The sequence below is a fragment of the Sutterella faecalis genome, from assembly GCF_006337085.1.
GTDB classification, from domain to species: domain Bacteria; phylum Pseudomonadota; class Gammaproteobacteria; order Burkholderiales; family Burkholderiaceae_F; genus Sutterella; species Sutterella faecalis.
Map to the genome: position 1 here is coordinate 698,899 of NZ_CP040882.1, position 24,219 is coordinate 723,117.

20 protein-coding genes and 1 pseudogene are annotated in these 24,219 nt (G+C 58.0%); 12 read left to right on the forward strand and 9 right to left on the reverse strand.

The annotated features are described in order from the left end of the window. Window positions 1–113 precede the first annotated feature (113 nt). From FG381_RS02765 to FG381_RS02785, 5 genes are all read right to left on the reverse strand, one after another. Window positions 114–1,811, reverse strand: a complete 1,698-nt coding sequence (locus FG381_RS02765; RefSeq protein ID WP_139687440.1) for an acetylornithine/succinyldiaminopimelate transaminase — start codon at window positions 1,809–1,811, stop codon at window positions 114–116. A gap of 57 nt (window positions 1,812–1,868) precedes the next feature. Next, window positions 1,869–2,570, reverse strand: coding sequence for a GNAT family N-acetyltransferase (locus FG381_RS02770; protein ID WP_226960369.1), 702 nt, complete (start codon window positions 2,568–2,570; stop codon window positions 1,869–1,871). Window positions 2,571–3,006: 436 nt separating this feature from the next. Continuing rightward, a complete protein-coding gene (gene argB, locus FG381_RS02775) occupies window positions 3,007–3,795 on the reverse strand; it encodes an acetylglutamate kinase (protein WP_139687441.1) in 789 nt (262 codons plus the stop codon). A 52-nt stretch (window positions 3,796–3,847) separates the two neighbouring features. Then, window positions 3,848–4,888, reverse strand: coding sequence for an N-acetyl-gamma-glutamyl-phosphate reductase (gene argC, locus FG381_RS02780; protein ID WP_139687442.1), 1,041 nt, complete (start codon window positions 4,886–4,888; stop codon window positions 3,848–3,850). A 241-nt stretch (window positions 4,889–5,129) separates the two neighbouring features. Then, complete coding sequence (locus tag FG381_RS02785; RefSeq protein WP_322618364.1) at window positions 5,130–6,002, reverse strand: RNA-guided endonuclease InsQ/TnpB family protein; 873 nt, start codon at window positions 6,000–6,002, stop codon at window positions 5,130–5,132. A 339-nt stretch (window positions 6,003–6,341) separates the two neighbouring features. Between FG381_RS02785 and FG381_RS02790 the strand changes: the two genes are divergently transcribed. The 3 genes from FG381_RS02790 to FG381_RS02800 all read left to right on the forward strand — a co-directional run bounded on the left by FG381_RS02790 (window position 6,342) and on the right by FG381_RS02800 (window position 9,645). Next, window positions 6,342–6,758: a hypothetical protein gene (locus FG381_RS02790; RefSeq protein WP_139687006.1), complete on the forward strand. Its 417-nt coding sequence runs from the start codon at window positions 6,342–6,344 to the stop codon at window positions 6,756–6,758. Beyond that, entirely contained in the window at window positions 6,755–7,105 is a 351-nt protein-coding gene (gene tnpB / locus FG381_RS02795; RefSeq protein ID WP_139687005.1) for an IS66 family insertion sequence element accessory protein TnpB, read from the forward strand. The genes FG381_RS02790 and tnpB overlap by 4 nt, the downstream gene beginning before the upstream one ends. 266 nt (window positions 7,106–7,371) lie before the next feature. Beyond that, window positions 7,372–9,645, forward strand: coding sequence for an IS66 family transposase (locus FG381_RS02800; RefSeq protein ID WP_139687004.1), 2,274 nt, complete (start codon window positions 7,372–7,374; stop codon window positions 9,643–9,645). A gap of 83 nt (window positions 9,646–9,728) precedes the next feature. On the opposite strand, the gene FG381_RS02805 is transcribed toward FG381_RS02800, so the two are convergent. After that, a complete protein-coding gene (locus FG381_RS02805; protein ID WP_139687444.1) occupies window positions 9,729–10,763 on the reverse strand; it encodes an ISNCY family transposase in 1,035 nt (344 codons plus the stop codon). Between the two features lie 624 nt (window positions 10,764–11,387). Beyond that, on the reverse strand, window positions 11,388–11,966 hold the full coding sequence (locus FG381_RS02810; protein WP_139687445.1) for an IS607 family transposase: 579 nt from the start codon (window positions 11,964–11,966) through the stop codon (window positions 11,388–11,390). A 110-nt stretch (window positions 11,967–12,076) separates the two neighbouring features. Between FG381_RS02810 and FG381_RS02815 the strand changes: the two genes are divergently transcribed. The 9 genes from FG381_RS02815 to FG381_RS02855 all read left to right on the forward strand — a co-directional run bounded on the left by FG381_RS02815 (window position 12,077) and on the right by FG381_RS02855 (window position 21,503). Next, entirely contained in the window at window positions 12,077–12,661 is a 585-nt protein-coding gene (locus FG381_RS02815) for a helix-turn-helix domain-containing protein (RefSeq protein WP_226960312.1), read from the forward strand. A 532-nt stretch (window positions 12,662–13,193) separates the two neighbouring features. Then, a complete protein-coding gene (locus FG381_RS02820) occupies window positions 13,194–13,502 on the forward strand; it encodes a hypothetical protein (protein ID WP_139687447.1) in 309 nt (102 codons plus the stop codon). A gap of 368 nt (window positions 13,503–13,870) precedes the next feature. After that, entirely contained in the window at window positions 13,871–16,366 is a 2,496-nt protein-coding gene (locus FG381_RS02825; RefSeq protein WP_139687448.1) for a heavy metal translocating P-type ATPase, read from the forward strand. A 17-nt stretch (window positions 16,367–16,383) separates the two neighbouring features. Next, window positions 16,384–17,004, forward strand: a complete 621-nt coding sequence (locus FG381_RS02830) for an HMA2 domain-containing protein (protein ID WP_139687449.1) — start codon at window positions 16,384–16,386, stop codon at window positions 17,002–17,004. Between the two features lie 21 nt (window positions 17,005–17,025). Continuing rightward, window positions 17,026–17,409, forward strand: coding sequence for a hypothetical protein (locus tag FG381_RS02835; protein WP_139687450.1), 384 nt, complete (start codon window positions 17,026–17,028; stop codon window positions 17,407–17,409). A 507-nt stretch (window positions 17,410–17,916) separates the two neighbouring features. Then, window positions 17,917–18,153, forward strand: a complete 237-nt coding sequence (locus FG381_RS02840; RefSeq protein WP_139687451.1) for a FeoA family protein — start codon at window positions 17,917–17,919, stop codon at window positions 18,151–18,153. A gap of 14 nt (window positions 18,154–18,167) precedes the next feature. Further along, the gene (locus FG381_RS02845; protein WP_139687452.1) at window positions 18,168–18,395 is read left to right on the forward strand and encodes a FeoA family protein; all 228 of its coding nucleotides are present in this window, start codon (window positions 18,168–18,170) and stop codon (window positions 18,393–18,395) included. A 93-nt stretch (window positions 18,396–18,488) separates the two neighbouring features. Continuing rightward, window positions 18,489–20,870 carry a Fe(2+) transporter permease subunit FeoB gene (feoB, locus tag FG381_RS02850; RefSeq protein WP_174857851.1) on the forward strand — a complete coding sequence of 794 codons (2,382 nt, stop codon included), beginning with the start codon at window positions 18,489–18,491 and terminating at the stop codon, window positions 20,868–20,870. A 225-nt stretch (window positions 20,871–21,095) separates the two neighbouring features. Further along, window positions 21,096–21,503, forward strand: coding sequence for a hypothetical protein (locus FG381_RS02855; RefSeq protein ID WP_139687454.1), 408 nt, complete (start codon window positions 21,096–21,098; stop codon window positions 21,501–21,503). A gap of 558 nt (window positions 21,504–22,061) precedes the next feature. Here FG381_RS02855 and FG381_RS02865 read toward each other — a convergent pair. Together FG381_RS02865 and FG381_RS02870 are read right to left on the reverse strand one after the other, a co-directional pair. Next, window positions 22,062–22,349, reverse strand: a pseudogene (locus FG381_RS02865) (HU family DNA-binding protein); the annotation flags it as partial. Between the two features lie 407 nt (window positions 22,350–22,756). Then, a complete protein-coding gene (locus FG381_RS02870) occupies window positions 22,757–24,139 on the reverse strand; it encodes an MATE family efflux transporter (RefSeq protein WP_139687456.1) in 1,383 nt (460 codons plus the stop codon). Window positions 24,140–24,219 lie beyond the last annotated feature (80 nt).

The window sequence follows — 24,219 nt, forward strand, 5'->3', positions numbered from 1 at the left end:
GAAAGCGCAAAAGAAAAAGTCCCGTCCGAGAGAATCGAGCGGGACTTTTTTTCGCTTCCGGCTTCCGTCTGCATCACGGCAGACGGATGAAAGCACGTTCAGAGTCGCCGGAATCAGGCCGGAGTCTTCAGAACGGCAGGCTTCACTTCAGACGCGGGCTTTACGGCCGGAGCGGCGGGTTTCGGAGCAGAAGCAACTTTCTCCGGAGCCGCCGCCGCAGGAGCTGCTTTCGGTGCCTCAGCCGGCGCCTTGGACGCTGCGGCAGGAGCGGCCTTCGGCTTTGCGGCTGTCGTCTTCGGAGCGGGCGCAGCCGTCTTCGCAGCAGCAGGCGCCTTCACCGCAGCCTTCTTAGCCGGAGCCGGCTTGGCGGCTTCAGTCTTGACGGGAGCTGCGGTCTTTGCCTGAGCCGCAGCAGCAGGCTTTTGAGCCGCTTTTTGAGTCACGCGGCGGGCCGGGGCAGCCTTGGGCGCTGCCGCCTTCTTTTCCGCCGTCTTCTTTTCAGCAGCCGCCTTTTCAGCCGGCTTCTTCGCGGAAGGAGCCTTCACGGCCTTCTGCGCCTTTTCTTCCTGCGCCTTCAGCGCTTCGGCGCGCTTCAGAGCTTCGGCTTCCATCGCAAAGGGCAAAAGCACGCGGTGCAGAATGGCGACGCCTTCCTTCAGCTCCTTCTTCTTGATGATGAGGGGCGGGCAGAGGCGGATCGTCGTGCCGCCGGCCGTGAGAATGATGAGGCCCGCTTCGAGCGCCGCCTTCTGGATGTCGCCGAGGCGAGACCGGAGTTCGGGGATGAGTTCGCAGCCGTCGAGGAGCCCCATGCCGCGGACAGCCGAGAAGACATGGAGTTCATCATTGACGCGCGTGAGCTCCTCGCGAAGGAGCTTGCCCTTCTCCATTACCTTGGCCATGAATTCGGGCTTCGAGATCTTCGCGACGACGGCAGAGCCGACGGCGCACCCGAGGGGGTTTCCGCCGAAGGTCGAGCCGTGGGTGCCGGCCTTGAAGTGCGCGGCGATGTCGTTCGACGTGAGAACGCAGCCGATCGGATAGCCGCCGGCAATGCCCTTCGCGGTCGAGACGATGTCGGGCTGAATGCCGATCTGCTCATAGGCGAAGAAGGTGCCCGAACGCGCGCACCCTGTCTGGACCTCGTCCATGATGAGAAGCGCATGGTGCTTGTCGCAGAGCTCGCGCACGCGCTTCGCGAACTTCGGATCCACCGGCAGAACGCCGCCTTCGCCCTGCACGGGCTCGAAGATGACGGCGCACGTACGGTCCGAAATCTGCTTCTCGAAAGCCTTGATGTCGTTGAAGGGGAGATGCGTGATGGCGCCGGGACGCGGACCGAAGCCGAGCGAATACTTGTCCTGTCCGCCCACGCTCACCGTAAAGAACGTGCGGCCGTGGAAGCTGTGCGCGAAGGAAATGATCTCATCCTTCTTTTCGCCGTAAAGGTCGACCGCAGTGCGGCGGGCGAGCTTCAGAGCGCATTCGTTCGCTTCCGCGCCCGAATTCGTGAAGAAGACGCGGTCGAAGCCCGTCACCTTCGTAATCTCCATCGCAAACTTGAGCGTCGAGTCGTTCGCAAAAACGTTGCTCACATGCACGAGCCGGGCGCTCTGCTTTTTGAGCGCCTTTCGCACGGTCTTCGGCGCGTTGCCGAGCGAATTGACGGCAATGCCGCCGCCGAAATCGAGGTATGAGCGGCCTTCGCTGTCGTAGAGGCGGCACTTCCTGCCGCGCACCAGCACGAGGTCTGCGGGTTTGTAACACGGGAACATGACCTGATCATAGGTCGCGCGCGTAACTTCAGTCATCGGTAAAAAATCCTTTGGTTGTCAATGCGTTGGTCCGATCGAGGCGCAGTTCCCCGGTCAGAGGTTGAATTCGTAGGCGAGCTCGTCGCAGCGTTCACGCTTATTGCAATTCTCGCAGTCCTTGAGAATTTTTTCCGGCAGCGCTTCGATCTTGGTGAGTGCAAAGCCGCAGCGCTCGAAAAACTTCGGATTGCGCGTGAGCACGAACACTTTAGCAATATCGAGACGCCTTGCGCGATCGAGCAGGTACTCAACAATAGCGCGTCCCTGGCCCTGGCGCTGAACCAGCGGAGAAACCCCGAGCGAGCGGATCTCCGCGAGACCCGAGTCATAAACGAAAAGGCTCGCGCAGCCCACCATCTGACCGTCGCGCACGCAGACTGCGAAGGAATCGATATTGCGGATGATGTCGGCGCGCTTTCGCGGCAGGTTTTCTCCCTGCTGAGCCCAGTAGCGCACGAGTCCCTCAACATCGTCGACGTCGGAAAGCCGCCCCTGGCGAATGAAGAAGGGCGCGCGGTCGCGGTTGACGAGAATCTGGCTGAGCGCCTTCGAAAGGTAGGAAAGCTCGTCGGGCGTAATGTTGCGGTTTCTGAGGAGATTCACCGCCTCGTCGTAGAGGTCTTCAAAGGGCGTGCCTCTGAAATTCTTCTGCGCTTCCTCAGGGAGCATGACGCCGAGCGGGGAAATTTCTCCTGCGCGCTCCTTCGGGATCATGTGAATAAGCGTCTGCGGAACGGCAGCCTCAACGCCCGGCACGATGGGAATGGTCCTCTTTTGCGTCTCTTCTCTTCTATTCATCATCTTCATCAAAAAGGCAAGGGGTTCAGGGTTACTGAACGCAACGGAACACAATGCCTGAGTGCCCGGCCGCCCGGAGGGAAACGAGGGTCCTCCCCCGCCGGAATTGACGAACGCTCAGGCTCACAACTCACCTTCGCCGCCCTTGTCATGGAAGACGAATCAGAATTCGATTTTATGGATGGTTAATCACGACGCTTGGTGATTTTGCATAGTCCGGTTTGACTAAAACCAAGAAAAAGGACATCAGCGCAGCAATATTTATTCCCGCGTTATGTCCTCATCCTATGCATTTACATTTATTTCTTGATTATCAATCAATTCAATAATTTTTTAGAAGTTTATTGATAATATTCGACAGTCCTGTCGATAATCATCCATTTATTGTCGACAATTAACCTCTGCAGACGGTTCCGGGGAACTTTCCGACCGATAAAAGTTCAGGAACCGCGTCGTCAAAGATGGAAGCAATCGACACCGGCGCCCCCGTTGCCCGGGAAGCGGATAGGGCCGCATGCACCTTGACCGTCATGCCGGCCGTAATGATGCCCTCGCGGATCAACGCCTCCGTGCTTTCGGGCGTGAGCTCCGGAATCAGCCGCTTTTCGCCGTCAAGCACTCCTTTTACGTCGGATAGGAAGATGAGGGGCGCGCCGAGAAGTTCCGCGACTGAGAGCGCGGCATCGTCGGCATTGATGTTCCAGAGGCGTCCTTCAGAATCAAGCCCGACCGAGGAAATTACCGGGAGCCACCCAGCATTGAGGAGCGAAAGAAGCCGCCCCCTATCCTCAACGCCGCCGGCCTGAGTCTTCGCCACGCGGCCGAGTTCCGGGTCCTCCGGCACGACGCGGCACATGCCGCCGTCCGTTGCGGCAAGACCAAGGGGAAGAAGCCCGGCACGCACTGCCGCACCCCGCAGCTGAAGACTGCAGGTGCCGGCAAGCGCACCGGCGATCAGCGGCATCTCTTCTGCCGGACTTACGCGAAGCCCTCTCACGCGCTTCACTTCATGCCCCAGATCCGTCATGAGGCGGTCGACGGCTACGCCGCCGCCGTGCACGAGGAGAAATGCGCGCCCTGCGCTCCTGAGCGCCCGGAAAAGGCGTTCAAGTTCCGGCTCGGCGCCGAGCGCCTTCCCGGAAAGCTTGATGACAAGAGGTGCAGCGTTGATTGTCGGCTCCATGGCTTCCTTCTCTCCTTTATTCTCGAACGGTTGAGATGCGGCCCGCGGCGCTTCAGACGGAGAATCCCGTGTCTTCCGGGAGCTCGAGACGCATGTTCATCGCCTGCACCGCCTGGGAGGCGGCCCCCTTCAAAAGATTGTCGATCGCGCTCACGATGACGATGTAGCCCGTGTCTGAGACCTTGAAGCCGATGTCGCAATAGGGCTGATTCACCACATCATCGAGCTTCGGGAGCCCCTGGCGCACCCGCACGAAGGCGTGCTCGGTATACGCGCGCTCATAGACCCTCTCAATCGCCTCCTCATCTGCTCCGGGAGCGAGCTTTGCCGTAATCGTCGCGAGGATGCCGCGCTTGAAGGCGCCGAGATGCGGATTGAAGATGACCGGGACGCCGCCCAGGTGCTCCTCAATTTCCGGGCGATGCCGATGCGTGAAGATCCCGTAGGCCGAAAGGCTCACTTCACAGAAGGCGTTCGAGAGCTTCGCCTTTCTGCCGGCGCCCGAGACCCCCGAAACCGCGTCGATGACGGGCGGCATGGAGAGATCAAGAAGCCCCGCGTCGATGAGCGGACGAAGCGCGAGCTGCGACGCCGTCGGGTAGCACCCGGGAAGCGAAATCAGATTGGCTTCACGGAGCCTCGCTTCATCGACATATTCCGGAAGCGCATAGACTGCGTCCTCGAGAAGCTCCGGATGAGCGTGCTCGAAGCCGTAGTGCTTCGGATAGAGCTTCGGGTCGGCAAGCCTGAAGGCGCCCGAGAGATCGAAAACCTTGACGCACTTTTCGAGGAAGACCGGAGCGAGCCTTGCGCTTACTTCGTGCTCGGTGGCGAGAAAGACGATTTCGATGTTTTCGGCCGCGGCCTCGGGATCGCTGAGGGGCTGAAGCTTCAGATCCGTCCTGCCGCAAAGCCTCCCGTCAATCTCGTCGATCTGCTTTCCCGCATCGACGCTCTGCTCAGACACATAAAGCGCCGTCACCTTCACCTCCGGATGGTCGAGAAGAAGCCGGAGAAGCTCCGTTCCGGCATAGCCGCTCGCGCCGACAATAGCGGCCCGCAGTTTCTTATAGCGGTAGTAGTCATCATGCATTTTGGAAGCCTTTCAGAATGGAGAGCGCCTGGTGTCTGCGGCACGGGATATCAGCGTTTTGCCTCATTGAGCTTGATCATTCAGACCGAGACCCGCACGGGAGAACAACCGGGTTCATGCGTTTGCTTTATGTTTCGAAGAATTGAATCTTGCGTGACTACTCCCCGTCCAATTCTTCGAATTGGGCGAGGCTTCTCGCTTCTTCGGTCACAACCCGGATGTCTCCGGGATTTACACGACCTCAGCGAGCATTGGGAGAGGACATTTCTCTCCGCAGGACGGGTAGCCCCTCCGCCCTCAGTATTCTGATGCCTTCAGCCCGGATGTTGGCTGCAGCGTTGCCGTCGCGGTCATGGTGAGCGCCGCAGTGCGGGCACGCCCATTCGCGCGTAGCAAGATCAAGCTTCTCAAGCTTGAAGCCGCAGCAGGAGCACATCTTTGAAGAGGGATAGAAAGTATCGATCTGTATGAAGTACTTTCCTTCCCGCTTCATTTTGTAGGCAATCATTCGTAAGAGCTCGCCCCAGGCGGCATCAGCAATCGACTCCGCCAGGTGGTGGTTCTTCAGCATGTTGATGATTCTTAAACTCTCCGCAGCCAGCGCTTGGCTTTCGTTCACGAGTCGCGAAGAGACCTTGTGAAGGTTGTCGGTGCGGGCATTCGCCACGCGCTTGTGGGCCCGTGCGAGCCTGCGGCGCGCCTTCTCGCGCCGGCGGCTGCCCTTCTGAGTTCTTGAAAACTGCCGGCATCTGCGGCGCAGCACCTTGCGGGCGTGCTTCAGATGCCTCGGGTTCGGTTCCTTGCGTCCGTTCGATTCCGTGAGGAGATCCTTGATGCCGACATCGATGCCGATGACCTGATCCTCATAGATCTCCTTCAGAGGTTCCTTTTCAGCAAGACCATCCTCCCAGAGGACGGCGGCGTAGTAGTCGCCGGCGGCATCGGCTTCAAGCGTGATGCTCTTCACCTTGCCGACGACCTCCCGATGAATCCGAGCCTTGATCGGCTCCATTTTCGGCACGCGCACGTAGTTGGGGCCGACGGAGACGTTGGTGCAATGATAGCTCGACTGCGGCCCTCTGCGGGACTTGTAGTGCGGAATGTTAACGGTCAGCGTAAACGAGACTGTTTAGCCAACGACTTTGAGACGTGATACGCCAAGGATTTGAGACCATATACCGTATCTGACCGGGACGATATACCAACATCCTGTTGGCCTGGATACCTCCGCTACCACGAGACCCATTACCACTGAGACCCGATACCTCCGTAAAGAGAGATGGATTACCACAGGGATTGAGACTGCAAACCGCTCTGAATGAGACGGCATACCACTCTTGGTCAGCTTTACCTCTGCACTGAGACTACTTGCCCCAGCGTAACTGGACTATAGGTAGAGCGGGCTGAAATACTTTCGGGGAAACTTGAGGTCGTTCCCATTCAGGAGGATCTCATGATCAGTCCCAACTGGCGCAGGGCATACGACGCCTGGAAGGCAACCGGCCTTACCCGCATTGACTTCCATAAGACCCGCTTCAAATGCTTCTTCCCCGACGAGACGCCTTGTCTTACTACGCTTTATCGAAAGTTCAAGGAGATTGAGCGTCTTTTGGAGTCTGCAGCGGCTGAACGTTCGGCTGCTTCGCAGATCGGCACCGTGGCCGTGGCTACCCTTCCCGCTGTGACGCCGCGCAAGGTCGCGACTAAAGTCGGACGCAATATCCCGGTTAAACGGATTTCCCATCCCTCCGGCCTTGTGGCACGGGAGGTACGGCTGATTCTGCCAAACGGGTCATTGCTCGAGTTTAGATCTGAATCTCCCGAGCTTATGGCAATCGGGATGATGCAGGCGGCAGGAGTGCGGACATGATCATTGATTTCGCCTCGCGCAAAACGACGCTCGTCGCCACGCCGGTTGACGGCCGCAACGGCCTTTCCACCCTGACGTTCATGGCTGAATCGCTCCTCGGCATTCCTGTTGCCGAAGGCAATGACTACGTTGTCTTCGTCTCCCGCAACCGCAAGGTCTGCAAGATCGTCTTCTGGGATGAGCATGGGGCATGCATGGTAGTTCGGCGCCTGAATTCGGGCAGGTTTGCAAAGTTCCTGATGCGGGCTTCCGGACCTGCTGCGGCACCCATTACGCCTGAGGAACTGATGGCTTACCTCGATGGAGAAAATCTGCAGGTTGAGAGACAAGGGATGCTCAAAAATTGATGTAAATCAATTGGTTGAGTTCGTTTTTAGACAACAGTGAAAAGTGAAAATGCGACGCATTCAATATCATGCAGAGTGTGCGGGAAGCGCCGCTCAGTGAGTCTGCAAAGGAGTGCGGAAGGCAAAAAGACCTCCGGAATACTGATGCTCTCAGAACGCTTATAAATGGCCGTTTAAGCTACTGCCAGTAGGGAAAGAGAGTTTTTTACAGGATCGGAAAACGGGTAAAATTACCCCTGTTCCAACACCGATTCCCCCTGTATTCCATGTCCGTCGATCTCTCTGCTCTTCCCCGCGAAAAACTGATTGCCCTGCTGCAGGAATCCCGGCAGCAGGCTGAGGCTGCTGAGAGAAAAGCAGAGACAGCGGAGCGTAAGGCTCAGTCGGCAGAGCGCAAGGCCGAAGAAGCCGAAAAAGCGGCATCTGCAGCGAAGGCTTATGCCAAAGAGACGGAAATTCGGCTGGATCTCTCCGAGAAGAAGTACGCCGCGGCTGCGGCCTTTCTTATGGAAGTCGCCCCGCTGATTCACGGCATGCGCCTTGACGTGGAGCGCAATCTGAGTCTGGATCCGCAGGCCAATCTGAAGCTCTGGGATGATCTCCTGAAGTGCGTGCAGAAGCTCGTAGCCGAAGCGCGCAATGCGGAGACGTTCCGCGAACTCGCCTTCGGAAAGGGCGGGGAAAAGCTCACGCCTGAACTCGCGGAAGTCAAAAAGAACCAGGGAAGCATCCAGGCGGACATCAAAGCCATTCAGCAGGGCATTCGGCAGGCGCAGAAGGCTCAGGCGGCCATTACCGCGCTGCAGGACGAGCAGGACAAGGCTTTTGCGAATGAGAAGCCGGAAGCGAAGTCCGGCGAAGAAGCCGAAGAGACCGTCACTCCGCAGGCGCTCATGACAAAGATCACTCTGGCACGGCAGCCTCAGAAGACTGAGGAGCCGGCTAAGCCTGAGAACGAAAAGAAGACGGCCGAAAAAGCCTCTGATGAAGAAAAGGAGGAGGAAGCGGCTGACGAGAAGGTGCGCGGACGGCAGAAATCCAAAAGCGACCTTCCGGAAGTGCTCCGCACCCCGGGAAAAGGCGCTTCGGACAGCTGCCCGCACTGCAGCGGCAGGCTCAAAAACCTCGGAGAACAGGTGGCGAAGCTTGTTGCGGTTACTCAGGCCGTGCAGGATCGCTTTGAAAGACAGCAGAATCAGATCGAACTTCAGTATTGCGAGAAGTGCCGCACCGTGCACCCCGTATTCCCGGAGCACATGCAGTTTCCCGTGAAGCCGGAGCGCACCGTCTCCATGAACTGCCTTGCCGAAGCCGTGAAGCTGCTCAACAACGGCCTGCCGATCAACCGGCTTGAGAACATGATGTTCAGCCGCCTGAAGCTCGGCTCGAACACGCTCTTTGAGAATCTCTACGCCTGGGCGGATATCTACCTCAGGCCGCTGATGGAGCACATCGTCGGAAACTGCGGCGACCGCGTGTTTCTGGCCGATGAAACCCGATACGACATTCTGGAAAGCGAAGGCCGCGGCGCTTACGCGGACAAGACGAAGACAAGCTCGCAGACCTACGTCTTTACCGTGGGAACCCAAACGGACAGTCCGACGCCCTTCATCTGGTTTTCCACGCTCGGCTCCAGAAGAGCCGAGGATATCGGCAAGCGCCTTGAGTCGCTGAAGGGCCGGATGGATGCCATCGTCGTCGACGGCTATGCCGGATACGATGCTCTGGCGGAAACGGTACTCAAGGGAGTGCTCAGGCAGAGTTGTCTCGTGCATGCCCGTCGTGAAGCCTATGAAGCCGTTACGTGCAAGCAGTACCTCTCGGAACTCGAGAAGCTCACGCCGGAAGAACGCGCCGAGCGGATCGGGAAGCGCGCGCTTGATGCGGCTCCGGAAGCACAGATGCTCTCCATCCTGAGCGGCATTCAGCTTATTTTCCAGTACGAAAAGGAAGTTGCAGAACGCCTTGAGGACGAGACCGCCGAAGAGCATGAGGCACGCATTCAGAAGCATCGCGAAACTTACTCAAAGCCGGTGCTTGATGCCGTGGACAAGCTTTACGCAGGTCTGGCAGAAAAGCTGGCGCTGGAGAAAAACGGAAAATTCTCGAAGAAATTTAATTCGCGGATGGCCGAAGCCGTCGTCTACTGGATGAACCGGCGTGAAAGCCTGAAGCAGTTTTTGAAGGACGGCCGCATCCCCCTCGAAACGAACACGGTGGAGCGGGCCATCCGGCCGGTTGCGATTCTGCGCAAGAACCAGAACTTTATGCAGACCGTGGAAGGGGCGGATGCAGTGGCAACCTGCATCTCGATGGCGGAGACGGCGAAGCTGAACGACATCGACCTCGAAAAGTGGCTGAACGCATATAGCGCGGCCGCATTCCGGCATGCCTATGCAAAGGGCTGGACGAAGGCCTACCGGGAAGGCAAGGACCCGTACAAGAAGATCCAGAAGTGGGACATGAAAGCGCTGCTCGAAGACTTCGACCTGACGCCGTGGCTCCCCTGGGAGTGGAAGAAGCATCAGTCGGCAGACTGAAGGCTATTCTGAGCTATGCCTCAAGCCGCCGGCCCCGGCGGCTGCCGGCGCTGAATAAAAAGCATCCCGCTTACGCGGGATTTTTATACCCATAGTCCAGATACGATCATACGTGTATGCCATCTGGCAAAGATCTGCTCAATGCGTTCTTTCGTTTCCTCCAGCAGCGGCGCGTGGCTATCCTTAGAGTCAGCGGGAGCAATTGCGAATTCTTGGTTATAGCTCGCCAGCAATTCCGGCATTCGTGAATTTGCTTCCGCCATATTTCTGATGCCCAGCACACGGAACTCTTTTGGCCATCGTCCCTGCAGCGTGCTGAATGTTCGCTCGACCCGCCCTTTGGCTTCTGGCGAATTAGCCCGTATCCCCGTTACCCCCAACTCCCGACAGACTCTTTGAAATTGTGTTTCCTCGGATTTTCCGCTCTTCGAGGGATTTACTGGGGCAAAGATGGAATGTCTGTCGCTGTACAGAGCCCATGGAATCCCATATTTTTCAATGTACTTATTCAGCAACTGAAGATATCCTTCAGATGTTTCTGTTGGATAGAAGCCGGCGACCATGATGCGGCTTGTTGCGTCATCGACAAAGATGAGAAGCGCGTAGCTGTTATCGTCTCCGGTTCCCTCGAACCATGGATGCGGACTGCCGTCAATTTGAATCAGTTCCCCAACGCTCGATCTGCGGCGGCGCAGCTTATGCGCGGTCGACCTGCGCTCCTTTGGAGTTTCTTCCGGACGAAGTGTTGTCAGGATTCGTCGTACCGTTTCAACGGAGACCTCAATACCCTCAATGAGCAAATACTTATGCAGGAGGGTTGCCTGGAAGCCCTCATATTTGCCTGTTGCAAACTCGATGATCCTCGCTCTGATCTGCGGATCGAGCTTATTGGCCGGAACACGATTCCCTTGACCGGTATGTGAGGGCAGCCGACCTGTCTCTCGCCAGTTCTTGAGATGCCGCATAAACGTGCTGCGAGGCATCTGCATCAATGTCTTGGCATCCTCAACGCTATAGAGATGCCTTTCGTAGCCTTCAAAAATTTCCTGAGGTGTCAGCCGAGGGATTTCGGACTCAACAACAGAAGGGCCCCGAGACTTTCTTGCTTGTTTCGACATAGCAGTCTCCTTGGTAATTAAGCCGAAGGGATTTCGACTTAATATCCAAGGAATACATTATGTTAAGAGGAAATACCATTGTCGATATTCAGCATATTCAGTAGTCTCATGCAGAGGTATCCTGTCTTATTGCTGTGGTATCTCATCTCATTTCGTCATGGCATCGGGTCCCATTCATTTGTATGCAGTTCTGCCGCTGGGGCAAGTAGTCTCAGTGCAGAGGTAAAGCTGACCAAGAGTGGTATGCCGTCTCATTCAGAGCGGTTTGCAGTCTCAATCCCTGTGGTAATCCATCTCTCTTTACGGAGGTATCGGGTCTCAGTGGTAATGGGTCTCGTGGTAGCGGAGGTATCCAGGCCAACAGGATGTTGGTATATCGTCCCGGTCAGATACGGTATATGGTCTCAAATCCTTGGCGTATCACGTCTCAAAGTCGTTGGCTAAACAGTCTCGTTTACGCTGACCGTTAACAGATGGACGAAGTGGATCGAGGTGCATGGGGAAATCATGTAGAATGCAAAAGCTTTCCCCGCATATTGCACACAGCATACGTCAGTCTGTGTCGCACCGAAGCACAAAACCCTTAAATTTCAGTTAATTTATTGATATTTAAGGAAATAAATTTTATCCCATCGCTTGCAAATTAAGCGATGAACCTTTGCGTCTTCCTCGCCGCCCGTAGAGACGGGCGCAGAAAACCGTCATAAGCGTCACCACATCCCGGGCGAGCTCTGCTTCAAAGGACACGGGCGTCACGGCTTCAACGACGAGAAATTCCGTATTCACCCGACCGCAGAGAAAGCGAACAAGGGGCACGCCGAATCGCAGAAGGCGGTCTTCGTGGAGAACCAGCAGCTTCTCAATGCGGTTGTCGAGAAGCATCCGCAGGAGTCTTCTCAGACCGGGCTTTCTGCAGTTGAGGCCGGAACCGATGTCGGAAATCACTTCGTCGCAGCCGGCGTCCCGCAGTCGATCAGCCTGCCGCAGCAAGTCTGATTTCTGATCGTGCGACGAAACGCGGGCGTAACCGACAATCTTTCGGTCGGCTGTTTCCGCAGACTGAACTGCAGGCTTCCTGAATCTTCGATGACCGCCGAAGGTGCGACCTTCTGCCTGAATAAAGCCTTTTTCCACCCAGCGTCTGATAGTGCTCGGCGATACGCCGTAATGTCGGGCAATGACTCCAATCGAACAAAGCGTCATTTTTACTCCTCCTATTCTGCGCGTTATGGGAGGTTTGATAACATTTTATTCGACTAGCAAATGCCCTTTCTTTCCGTCGCAATGGAGCTCGACATGGCGCTTCTCGCACGATTCTTTGCTGCGCTGCCCGCCACCCGGGCAGCAGGAGCTGCGCCGCACTTCTCTCCGGCCGCATGTCGGATGAGATGGAAAATGCCGTCCTGAGGCTTCTCCGGGCTTCAACGGATCCCGTCCGCGCCCGCTTTCTCGGGCCGCTCGCCGTTGAGGAGCTTCATTTTCTGATTGCCGCAAGCCCGGAAGGCGAAAGGCTCCGCCCCTTATGCGAATCCAATACGGCATCGAACCGCATCCTCAGATTGATTGAGGCGCTTCAGTCGGACTGCGGCAGGGAATTCGACCTCACGGAAGAAGCCCGCCGCATCGGGATGTCGCTTTCGGTCTTTCACCGGCGCTTCAAGGAAACCACAGGCCTCTCGCCCATTCAGTTTCAGAAGCGCCTGAGGCTCTTCCGCGCCCAGGAACTGATGATTTCAGAAGGGCGCCGCGTCTCTGAAGCCGCATTTGCCGTCGGGTACAGGAGTCCCTCGCAGTTTGCCCGCGAATACTCCCGGGAATTCGGAATTTCCCCGCAGCGCGATGCGAGCGAAAAGCGCCGCCGGATTGCGGGCGGCGAAGCCTTCACAATGTCTGCATAAATTCCGCGAACCCTGAAGGAATTGCAGGAATTCGCTCCGCCGCAGGAGATTAGAAGACAATTTTTACATATTGTTTCATTTATCGTTCTTTAACGAACAAAAACTATTCTCATTTTCCTCACGATTTAAATTTCATAATATTTCCCTTTTATTTCAATAAGGTTTCATTTTTATTTTCGTATTGAATCGTAGTAATTCGCATTCAGGCGTACGGGTTTTGACGTAAGGGCATTTTCTGATTGCGAATCGTTCTTAGTGCAGATTTTTCCGGTCTTCCGTTTTTTCGAAGTGGGGGTAATATGAGGGCATGTCGGAAGGTTGCCGCCAAGAGCAGTCCAGCCGGGAGCCGATCAGGCAGGCGTTCGCAAGAATGGCTGCCGCTCTGAATCCATTTCCCCGGGTTCAGGTCATTCGGAAGTTTTAAAGCCTCTGAATCCATTGACGCTCTCATCGCTCACGACCCCGCAATCCGACGAAATTTGAAAAATCCTTACTACGTCATCCGATTAAAACTTTCGTGGAGCGGTAAAAAATGAACCAGAACTACAAATACGGCCTTTTCTTCCTCGGTGGTCTCGCTGTCGGCGCTCTCGGCGCCATGGCCATCTCGCGCGGCAAGCTTTCCGTGAAGCCCCTTGCCACCGACCTCATCTCGAGCGGCATTGATCTTCGCGACAAGGCGCTCGCCGCTGTCGAAGGCGTGAAGGAAGACCTCGCCGACGTCGTCGCTGAAGCCCAGGTGAAGTCCCAGGAAAAGCGCGAAGCCAAGGAAAAAGCTGAGGAAGAAGCCTCCTGCCCCGTCGCTGCTGAAGCCTGCCCGGCTGTGAAGCCTGCCAACTAATCCTCTCGGATCAGGTAGCAGAGGCTTTATCAGGGAGCGTAGTACGCCGGTTTTAGCTCTGCCCTTCTTCAAAATGAAGGACAACCTCCCGGCGCCGTGCTTCTCCCCAGCAAGCATGGGCTGATGAGCCGCAATGCCTCGCATGACCGGTATACGGACACGCGGGGCATTGCTTTTTCTCAAAGGAAAAAGCGCTCTTATGCCCGCTCCGGGGGCAGAATGCTCCTCTATATCAGTTGAAGGACTTTCCTGAAGAAAGGGGTGTTCCATCCCTTTCCGAAGGTGCTTCATCGGGCCAATTTTTTTGAAGTCTGCGCGCCCGCCCTGAAGGGACGCGCGCCGTCAGGCTTTTCAGAGGCAAACAACAAATGCAGTTCTATCTGAAGCACGCGGTCGGCAACCGCGAACGCTGGAAGACCAGAGGCACGCTCTCGCACGCGAGCGGCGTCATCATCGCCGAAGAGCTCGCGAAGGTCCCCGGCGTCACGGGTCTTGAGGTGAATCCGCTCACCGGGAGCGTCACGCTCACCGTCGAGGATGTCGCAACGAAGGCGCGCACCGCAGCTTATTTCTCGAGCCTGGCAACGAATCCCCCGATCCGCCGTCCGGGCCGCACCCTGGTCGTTCAAGAAGACCGCCGGGCAGCGCGCGAATCAGCACCAAGACTGGTTTCGGGAGAAATGTTCCCCGAAGGCTCGCGCCCGCAGGGACTCGTCGGCCAGACATTCTTTGCAATTGAGCGCGGCTTCACCAACATGCCGGTGCTGCGCGTCTTTTCCAAGATCCGCGATGCGCTCGAGCGCATCTTCCCGGCGCTCTTCCGTCTTTCGCGCACCGCCGTTCAGGCGTCCCGCGTGGGACCCGCACTCGGCAAAGCCGCGCTCGAGCGCAATGAAGGCGAAGCCCCGGTTCTCAAGGAAGAGGACGCAGAACTCGACTTTTCGGGTCTTGCCCGCTACATCTTCCTGCGGCCTTTCCTTCCGATGGTGCTCAATATCGGGAACGCCGTTCTCGATTCGATCCCGTACCTTATTGAAGGCGTGAAGAATGCCTTCAAGGGCAAGCTCAACGTCTCGGTCCTCGACGCTTCGGCGATTCTTGTTTCGCTCCTCAGGCTCGACTTCGGAACGGTGGGGCTCCTCACGCTGCTCCTCGGCTTAGGCGACATGCTCGAGCGCTATACGAGAAAGAAGTCTCTAGCGTCCCTTGCCGACCAGCTCGCCATCAAGGTCGATCAGGTCTGGGTGCGCGGCGCCGATGGGAAGCTCTCTCAGAAGCAGCTCAATACCCTCACGAAGGAAGACGTTGTTGTCGTCCGCGCAGGTTCCGTCATTCCGGTCGACGGCGTTGTGACGGCGGGCGACGCCTCCGTCAACCAGGCGACCATGACGGGCGAACCGCTCCCCGTTCATCGCGAAGCGGGCGGCAGCGTCTTTGCCGGCACCGTGGTTGAAGACGGCGAAATCGACATTCGTCCGACGGCGCTCGGCGACGCCTCGAGGCTCTCTCAGATCGTCAACTTCATTCAGAACAGCGAAGCCGCAAAGGCGGGCATTCAGGGGAAGGCCGAGCGTCTTGCCGACGCCATCGTCCCCTACAACTTCCTCCTCGCGGGCCTCGTCTTCCTCTTCACGAGAAACCTCACCCGCACGGCCTCGGTCCTCATGGTCGACTACTCGTGCGCCCTGAGGCTCGCCACGCCGCTCGCCATTCTCACGGCCATGAAGAACGGCACCGAAAAGGGCGTTCTCGTGAAGGGTGGACGCTACCTCGAAGCGCTCTCCGAAGTCGATACGGTGGTCTTCGACAAGACGGGCACCCTCACGCAGGCTTCGCCCGTCCTCTCCGACGTCGTGCCGATTCACGACGAAATCGACGAAGAGGAGCTCCTGCGCCTTGCCGCCTGCCTTGAAGAGCATTTCCCGCATCCGGTCTCGCGCGCCATCGTTCGCCAGGCTCAGGAAAAGGGCATCTTCCACGACGACGAGGAGCACGACACCGAAGTGCGCTACATCGTCGCGCACGGCATCTGCTCGTCCGTGGGCGGCAGAAAGTGCGTTCTCGGCAGCCGCCACTTTGTGGGCGACGACGAGAAGGTGGATCTCCATCCCGCTCAGGAAGTGGTCGACCGCCTCGCCGCGGAAGGGAAGTCGATTCTCTACCTCGCCGTCGGCGGCCGCCTTGCGGGCGTCCTCGGCATTGAGGATCCGGTCCGTCCTGAAGCAGTCGACGCCATCAAAGCGCTTCGCGAACGCGGCATCCGCCGCATCATCATGCTCACGGGCGACGACAACCGCACGGCCGCGCACGTTGCGGCGAAGCTCGGTCTCGACGGCTACCGCGCGCAGGTGCTCCCGCAGGACAAGGCCCGTCATGTGCTCGACCTCAAGGCCGAGGGCTGCCGCGTGCTGATGGTGGGCGACGGCATCAACGATTCGCCGGCGCTTTCCGCCGCGCACGTGGGCGCCACGCTTCGCGACGGCACCGACATTGCGCAGGAAGTGGCCGACGTCGTGCTCACCCGCAACAGCCTCCTTGACCTCCCGACCGCGATTGATCTCGGCTGCGCGACCATGGGCCGCATCCGCCAGAACTTCGCCGTCTCGGTGAGCCTCAATACGGGCTTCCTCGCGGGAGGCCTCATGGGCGTCCTGATGCCTGCCGTGGGCGCGCTCCTGCACAACGCCACCACGATCGGCGTCTGCCTCAACGCCATGCGTCCGACCCTCGGCACAACAAGAAGCTTCACGGAAACCGTGAAGGAAATCGAAGCCAATATGAGGGGCACGCTCACGAAGATCTCGAACAACGCCCCTGAAAGCGAACGTCCGATCGACCTTCCCTTCACTGCTCCCGCGAAATAAACGAAAGGATAAGAAAAATGCTTGACCCCCGTACTTTCGTGCGTTCCGTCACTCACGGGCGCGCGCGCATCCGCCACGCGTCCTTGAAGGGCCTTTCCGCCGATGAAGCCAAGGTGATTGCCGACATGGTCGAAGGCTTTGACGGCATTACGTCCGTCTCGATCAACCCTCGCGTGGGCTCGCTCCTCGTGACCTGGGACGAATCGCAGACGAATGCCGAGGCGCTTCTTCAGGCGGCGGCCTTCTTCCTTCCGGAGGATTCCTCCGCTCCTCAGACGGAAGTCTCAGACGCGGATGCTGTCCCCGAAGCTGAAGGCGCAGCCGGGACCGAGGCCGAATCCGCAGCACCCAAGAAAAAGTGCCTCAGGGAATCGGCCAAAGCCGCTGCCGGCACGGCGCTCGCCGCTGCTGAAGATGCCGCAGGCCGCGCGCTCCTCGCCGTGAGCCCCATCATTGCGCCCGACCAGAAGAAGGGCGGCAGAACGAAGCGCGTGACGCAGAACCGCCTGATGCTCGCGGCATACGGCGCATCGCTTGCGTCGCTCTTCGTGAAGAGCACTCCGCTTCATGTCGGACTCGGCGTCCTTTACACTCTCTTCCTCGGCGTGCATCTCTATCAGCACCGCCGCGTGCTTTAAGGAAGATACAAAGGATTTCAAATGAAGCTCTGGCTCAGGATTACGCAGGGACTGGCCGCCCTCCTTCTTTCAGCGGCTGCCGTTTCCCTTCTTCTCTTTGCCGGAGCGCTTCTTCTTGGAATCGCCGCGGCGGCGCTCCTTGCCGCCGCGGGCCTTTATCTTGCCGCGCCCGAAAACGCGAGAAAAACCTTTTCGCTTCTGATTGAGCGCGTTGATGCCTGGATTGCCGCCATGCAGTCGATTGTCGACAATGCCGGGAATCTCGTCCAATCCTTTACAAATTCCCGCGCCGCCGCTCCCGAAGAGGAACCAGCGGCGAACGCCCCCGCGCATCACGCCGGCAGCCCCGCGAATCATGAGGCACCGGCAGTTCCCCCGCAGGAAGAGAAGCACTCGGAACATTGACGCCGTCCTTGCGTCGCTTCGGGTTCCTTCATCCCGCCGCTCGCGTTGCTGTCCGACGACGACACCCCTCCCGCCAGGGCCCAAGAACCCTCTTCTTTCGGCGCCCAGCTTTGCCTCGCTTCTTTGAATATCACGCATTCGAGCTTCGTGAAGCTTGTTTTCACACGAAAAGCTTCTCCTCGCGCTTTCCCTATCCTCCCCGGACAAGACCCCTACCTCTATCTTGATATCGGGCAAATATTTCCGGAAACTTACAAACCCGGGACGGGAAACCCCTCTTTCCCATCGATTCAGCCGACGCTGTCCAATGCGATTTTAATTTGAAGTTTTATCCAAAACTTCAAATAGTTGCATTTGTCCAAGGCCCCTTGCTCCCGCGCGCGCCATTACCTTATCTGAAGCCCCTCAAACGCGTTTCTGCCAGTAAAAATGTATCTGAATTTGAAAACGCGAAAGATTCTCAGTAGTATGCCGATGTCTATCAATTAGAAGGAGGACCCTACGTAAATGACGGAGCCCAAACAAATCCGAAAACTCGCTGATGTGGAGATCAAGACTCCCGTGACCGTTGCGCGCATGAAGCTCGACGATGCGGAGATTGCGCATCTTGCGGACCTCGGCATGCGCCTTGGCAGTGTTGTTCGGGTGCTGCAGGTTTCCCGCGACGAACCCCTGCTCGTTGCCGTCGGAGACGGGCGCATTGCCGTCAATTACGCTGTGGCCCAGAAAATCTACGTTTACTAAGAATCGAGGACACTATGTATCTCAAGGAACTTCCTGTTGGTTCCAAGGGCAAAATCGTCGGCTTCGGCAAGGAACATCCTGAATACCGCCGCCGTCTCGTCATGCTCGGGGCTACTCCCGGCACGACCTTTGAAGTTGTCCGTATCGCTCCCCTCGGCGACCCGATTGAAATTCGAGTCCGCGGCAGCTTCATCAGCGTTCGCCGCGATGAAGCCATGCTGATGGAAGTTGAAAAGATTTAATCGCTTTTGATCTGTGAAGCGGCGGGAAGAACCCCAACTGCCTCCTCTTCAGCGGAAAGAAAGAACGAATTCAAATCCAGATTGGAATCTGAAATGAGTCAGCACATCGTCTGCGTGGTCGGCAATCCGAATTGCGGCAAGACCACATTCTTCAACGCCCTGACGGGTTCCCGTCAGCGCGTGGGCAACTGGCCCGGCGTGACGGTCGATAAGAAGACCGGCAATTTTGAATATAAGGATGCCAAGATCGAGCTCGTCGACCTTCCGGGCATCTACTCCATTACCCCGGCGGCTTCGTCGGGCGAAGACGAACGGGTTGCGCGCGACTACATCCTCTCGGGTGAAGCCGAAGCGGTCATCAACATCGTCGACGCCTCGAACCTCGAGCGCAACCTCTACCTCACGGCTCAGCTCATCGAAATGCAGGTTCCGATGATCGTCGTCGTGAACATGCTCGACATTGCCAAGCAGCACCACATGGAAATCCGCCTCGAAGAGCTCCAGAAGGCTCTCGGCTGCCCGGTGGTGGGCATCGTCGCCTCGCGCGAAACGGGCCTGAACGACGTGAAGGACACGCTCGTCAGCTTCCTCGCGAATCCCGTGGTTCCGCCGATGGCCGTCGAATTCGACAAGGCCATTTCGGACGGCATTGCCGAGGTCGCAGCCGACCTCAAGGCCGAGGGGGTCGAGCGCGCTCCCTGGTTCGCGAGCCAGTTCATGGAAAAGGCTCCGGGCCTTGCTGAAAAGCTCCCGAAGATCGACCTCACGAAGGTTGAGAAGATTGTTGCCGATCTCGACGCCAAGTACGACGGCGACCTCGACATTGCCATCGCCAACGCCCGCTACGCTTTCGTTTCCGCGATTGCCGAAAAGGCCGTCGTGCGCAAGGGCGAGGCGAGCGCCACGATGACGGACAAGATCGACGCGGTTGTGCTCAACCGCTGGCTCGGCCTTCCGATCTTCCTCGTCATCATGTACGTGATGTTCCTCTTCACGCAGAATCTCGGCGGCAGCTTCATCGACTTCTTCGACATTCTCGTTGGCGGCGTCATGGTGGACGGCTTCTCCGAGCTCCTCACGAACATCGGATGCCCTGAATGGCTTACCGTCTTCCTCGCCAACGGCATCGGCGGCGGTCTGCAGACGGTCTCGACCTTCATTCCGCCCGTCTTCTTCCTCTTCCTCTTCCTCGCCGTTCTTGAGGACTCGGGCTACATGGCTCGCGCGGCCTTCGTGATGGACCGCCTGATGCGCGCCCTCGGCCTTCCGGGCAAGGCCTTCGTGCCGCTCATCGTCGGCTTCGGCTGCAACGTGCCCTCCATCATGGCCACCCGCACGATGGACCGCGCCTCCGACCGCATCATCACGGTTCTGATGGCTCCGTTCATGTCCTGCGGCGCACGTCTCCCGGTGTACGTCCTCTTCGCGACGGCCTTCTGGCCCACCAACGGCCAGAACCTCGTGTTCCTCCTCTACATCATCGGCATCTGCGCGGCGATTCTGACGGGCTTCATGCTCAAGCGCGCTGCCCTTCCGGGCGCCGCTTCGGCCTTCGTCATGGAAATCCCGCCCTACCACATCCCGACCTTCAAGGGCGTGATGCTGCGTACGTGGGACCGCGTGAAGACCTTCCTCTTCCGCGCCGGCAAGGTGATTGTGGTGATCGTGGCCTGCCTCGCCTTCCTCAACTCCCTCGGCAAGGACGGTTCCTTCGGCAATGAAGACAGCGAAAACTCCGTCCTCTCGTCGATCGGCCGCACGATCGTTCCGATCTTCCAGCCGATGGGCATTCAGGAACAGAACTGGCCTGCCGCTGTGGGCATCTTCACGGGCATCTTCGCGAAGGAAGCCGTGGTTGGTACCCTGAACTCCCTCTATGACGGCATCGCCGCCGACAAGGCTGCTCAGGCTGCTGCTGAAAAGGCCGCCGCTGAAGGCGCTCCGGCTGAAGAAGCTGCTCCTGAGGAAGAAGAAGGCTGGTCCTTCTCCGCCATTCTCGACGAAGCGCTCTCCACCACCTGGGACAACCTGAAGGATCTCGGCTCTGCCTTTGCCGACCCGATGGGCATCAGCGTGGGCGACCTCTCCGACGAAGAAGCGGCTGCTGAAGACCAGGAAGTTTCGACCGGCACGATCGACACGATCAAGACCTTCTTCGGTTCTTCCTCCGGCGCCTTTGCCTACCTCCTGATGGTGCTCCTCTACATGCCCTGCTGCGCGGCCATCGCTGCGGTCTGGCGTGAAGTCGGCACTGCCTGGACGATCTTCTCGGGCACCTGGTGCTGCGTCCTCGGCTACACCTCCGCGACGATCTTCTACCGCGCGGTCAACTTCGGTGAAGCACCGGCCTACAGCGCGATCTGCATCGTGGTTTCTCTCGCCATCATCTACGCCATGTGGCTCTGGATGAAGTCCTTCGCCAAGAAGGACGCGGAGAACGCCCCGAAGGTGATCCCGATTCACTCGGCCCGCTGATTGAGATAGAGACGGTCAAAAGGCTTTGAGCTGATTGATCGCCTCCCCTCAGAAAAAAAACGAACGCTCCCGGCAGATTCTGTCGGGAGCGTTTTTTCGACCATTGAATTGCTTTTGGCCCTGGCCCCGAAGCGCAATACAATTTCAATAACGGTGCGTCCCGGGAGAACCGTTCTCTAAAGCTCTCTGAAGACGCCTTTCAACTTCATTCCCAAGGGGAAAAACATGATGAAGAAATCGCTAATCCTCGGCGCATCCGGCGCCATCCTTCTTCTCTCGGGCTGCGTCGGCACGCTCCCTCCGGTGCAGAACCCAAATGCCGTCGCCGTTTCCGCTTCGCCCGCCGCCATGAAGGCCGCCATTACCCGCGCGGCTGATCTGCGTCAGTGGCGCATTGTTGAAGAGAAGCCCGGCCTCGTGCGCCTCGCCTATCCGGGGACGGCCAAGGCCGAACACTTTGAAATGATCGCCGACGTCGAATACACGAAGAAGGGCTATTCCGTCGAATACGTCTCGAGCCGCGGCCTCAATGCCGGCCCCTGCCAGGACAACCCGAAGCAGACCTGCGTCCACCGCAACGTCAACAAGTGGCTGCAGAACCTCTCGAGCGACATTCTGCGCGGCATCCGCTGATTTCAGATGGAAATCATCCCTGAGGACGAGCCTTCACTAAGCTCTTCAGGCTTCCTCCGACTTTCTCATGCTCACGGCCGCTGCTTCCGGGCTGCGGCCGCCTTCATCCAGAAGTCGACCGCTTTGTCGACCCAGCCTTCCGCGCTCGTTCCGGTTCCGATGCCGAACCCGTGGCGGTGTCCCGGATATTTTGGAAATCCCTTGGAATTCCCTGTGCTTCTTATCGCTCCATCCTCCACCGCATGACATAGGGCGAAGCGCTTCCCCTCCAGAACTCCTCGAGCTGAAAAGCAAACGGCACTGCGGCCAAGGATCTGAAGATTGTTCTCTTCTTAATGGCGGATCTTGAGAAACAAGTGATTCCGTCCATTGTTTCCCCGCAGCCGGCGGGAGCCTGGATTAATTCCTCTTCGATTTTTGTCCGATCCTCCTCCCTGAAAGCGAAGCGCGAAAAAAAAACACGCCGGAGAGACAAATTCTCCAGCGTGCTTTTCAGACTTCCCTGAAAGATTTCAAAGGAAGTCGAATCCTTTCAGGCCCAGGAGGCCTCAGAAGGAATTACTTGGCGACGGCCTTCTTGAGGGAAGAGCCGGCCGTAAACTTCGGACGCTTGCCGGCCGGGATCGTGAGCGTGGCGCCGGTCTGGGGATTGCGGCCCGTGCGGGCGGCGTATTCAGCAACTTCGAAGTTGCCGAAGCCGATGATCTGCACAGCTTCGCCCTTGCCGAGCTGTTCGGCAACGGTGTCGAAGAAAGCATTGAGCACATCGGCGACCTTGGCCTTCGGAAGCTCGGTCTTCTCAGCGATGGCAGCGGTGAGTTCGGTCTTGTTCATGGTATCTCCTTGCGAAGACGTCGCGTCGACGGTTCATTTTGTCGATCGCTTCCAAATGATGTCTTCTAGTTGTGAAAACCGCGCCCCCATGCGGGTTCCGGCGCGCTTGGGCACTACTATAGCCAACACTTCGAGAGTTTTGGGGCCTTGTTTGCAAAAAAATTCCCCTGCGCCCTCGCAGTTTCCTTGATCTGCAGGGATTACGGTCCCGCCTTCATTTTTGAGCGTCTTGCCGTCCCCTGACTTCTCCCTCCTCAGGAATTGCTTAATTTATTGTTTATTTTGAAATTTTGATTATTGTAATGCAGTATCAAAATGTCCTGCCGGGCCATTCGCCATAGAAGAGCCATGCGGGAGGTCTGCGAAAACTTCACGCTATGCCGTCAGGCAAAGCAGGAACGCTTGCATTTCCGCAACGTTTACAGAGCATCCGTCCGTGCCTCGCGCAGCTTCCGCGCCTGAGGACTCCGCCAGACGAGCCAGGTGCCGATGCCGAGCACGAAGCCGTAGACGAAATCCGATGTCCAGAGCACGGCCGGATTCGTCGTATACCCGGAGAGAATCGCGACATAAAGCGCGTAGGTGAGCGCCGACGTGATGGAGACCCAGAAGGACGCGCGCGCAAAGCCGAGCGTCCCGATGATGAAGAAGAAGTAGTAGCAGGGGACCGTCAGCATGTAGGAAACGATCATGACGTAGTAGGTGTTCCTTGCATCATGAATGAGGTCCGGGAAATTCGTAATGAGGCCGAGCACCGTGTCGGGCGCCGCCGCATAGAAAACCGCAAGGGGCGCCATGGCGGCTGCACACACCCAGAGACCGGTCCGCGAAGCCCTGGAAATAAGTTCCGGCTTCTTTGCGCCCACGAGATTCATGGCGAGAGACCCGGCCGTTGAGCCGAAGGCATGCACGAAAAGAAAGAGGATGGCGCCGAGCTGACGCACGACGTTCGTGATGGCAAGCCCCCGTTCGCCGGCCACATTCTCTACCGAAACGAAAAAGAAGAGCCAGACGCCGAACGCCACGGCTTCCTGGAGCATGAGCCAGCGCCCGAGCTGAAAAAGCGCTTTCTGCACCTCCCGCTGCGGACGCCAGGAGGCAGAGAGCACCGCCTCCATCCAGCGCTTTTCCATGAAGAGGCGCACGCCGAAGACGATGAGGCAAACGACTTCGCTCACGGCCGACGCAATCGCCGCACCGGCGATGCCGAGTTCCGGGAACGGTCCGAGGCCGAAGATGAGGACAGCGTTCAGCCCGCAATTGGCGAGCACCATGGCGCTCGAACTGATGGTGAGGACCCGGGGGCGAAGGATCGACACGAAAAACGCGCGGAAAAGAAGGCAGAGGAAGGCGACGGGCAGCGCCGCAACGCGCCAGAGCACGTAGCTGCGCGCAGCCTCCTCCACTTCCTTCGAATGAATGCTTTGCGCGAGCGTCAGATCGAAAATCGAGGGCGAGGCAAGCGCAATCACGACACCCGCTAAAAAGAGAAAGATCGCGCTCTGCCGAAAGACGATGCCGACCCGGGCTCGGTCTCCTCCGCCATTGGCGCGCGACATGAGGGACTGCGCACCCACGCAGTAGCCCCAGCCGAGCATCATGAAGAGAAGCACCAGAATGCCTGCAACGCCCGCTGCGGCGAGTTCGGCTTCGCCGTATCGTCCGAGAAAGAGCACGTCCGTGAAGCCGATCAGCTGCTCGAGCATGAGGCCGGCCAAAAGCGGCATGGCGCCCCGAAAGATCGATTGGGGTCGAAGAGAATTTTCTGAATTGAAGTGGACTTCCGGGCGATTCTCGGTCATGGATGGCTCGCACTTGGCCTCCAGCGCTTTTGGGGAGAAGCGCCGCAGGCAATATCGTTATGTTTCTTTTTTACGCGTGA

Bases quoted from the DNA above. Each gene is read 5' to 3' on its own strand.
- FG381_RS02765 (WP_139687440.1), bottom strand. From the start codon at position 1,811: ATGACTGAAGTTACGCGCGCGACCTATGATCAGGTCATGTTCCCGTGT.
- FG381_RS02840 (WP_139687451.1), top strand. From the start codon at position 17,917: ATGACGGAGCCCAAACAAATCCGAAAACTCGCTGATGTGGAGATCAAG.
- FG381_RS02870 (WP_139687456.1), bottom strand. From the start codon at position 24,139: ATGACCGAGAATCGCCCGGAAGTCCACTTCAATTCAGAAAATTCTCTT.
- argB (WP_139687441.1), bottom strand. From the start codon at position 3,795: ATGGAGCCGACAATCAACGCTGCACCTCTTGTCATCAAGCTTTCCGGG.
- FG381_RS02790 (WP_139687006.1), top strand. From the start codon at position 6,342: ATGATCAGTCCCAACTGGCGCAGGGCATACGACGCCTGGAAGGCAACC.
- FG381_RS02845 (WP_139687452.1), top strand. From the start codon at position 18,168: ATGTATCTCAAGGAACTTCCTGTTGGTTCCAAGGGCAAAATCGTCGGC.
- tnpB (WP_139687005.1), top strand. From the start codon at position 6,755: ATGATCATTGATTTCGCCTCGCGCAAAACGACGCTCGTCGCCACGCCG.
- FG381_RS02805 (WP_139687444.1), bottom strand. From the start codon at position 10,763: ATGTCGAAACAAGCAAGAAAGTCTCGGGGCCCTTCTGTTGTTGAGTCC.
- argC (WP_139687442.1), bottom strand. From the start codon at position 4,888: ATGCATGATGACTACTACCGCTATAAGAAACTGCGGGCCGCTATTGTC.
- FG381_RS02810 (WP_139687445.1), bottom strand. From the start codon at position 11,966: ATGACGCTTTGTTCGATTGGAGTCATTGCCCGACATTACGGCGTATCG.
- FG381_RS02855 (WP_139687454.1), top strand. From the start codon at position 21,096: ATGATGAAGAAATCGCTAATCCTCGGCGCATCCGGCGCCATCCTTCTT.
- FG381_RS02820 (WP_139687447.1), top strand. From the start codon at position 13,194: ATGAACCAGAACTACAAATACGGCCTTTTCTTCCTCGGTGGTCTCGCT.
- FG381_RS02835 (WP_139687450.1), top strand. From the start codon at position 17,026: ATGAAGCTCTGGCTCAGGATTACGCAGGGACTGGCCGCCCTCCTTCTT.
- feoB (WP_174857851.1), top strand. From the start codon at position 18,489: ATGAGTCAGCACATCGTCTGCGTGGTCGGCAATCCGAATTGCGGCAAG.
- FG381_RS02830 (WP_139687449.1), top strand. From the start codon at position 16,384: ATGCTTGACCCCCGTACTTTCGTGCGTTCCGTCACTCACGGGCGCGCG.
- FG381_RS02800 (WP_139687004.1), top strand. From the start codon at position 7,372: ATGTCCGTCGATCTCTCTGCTCTTCCCCGCGAAAAACTGATTGCCCTG.
- FG381_RS02825 (WP_139687448.1), top strand. From the start codon at position 13,871: ATGCAGTTCTATCTGAAGCACGCGGTCGGCAACCGCGAACGCTGGAAG.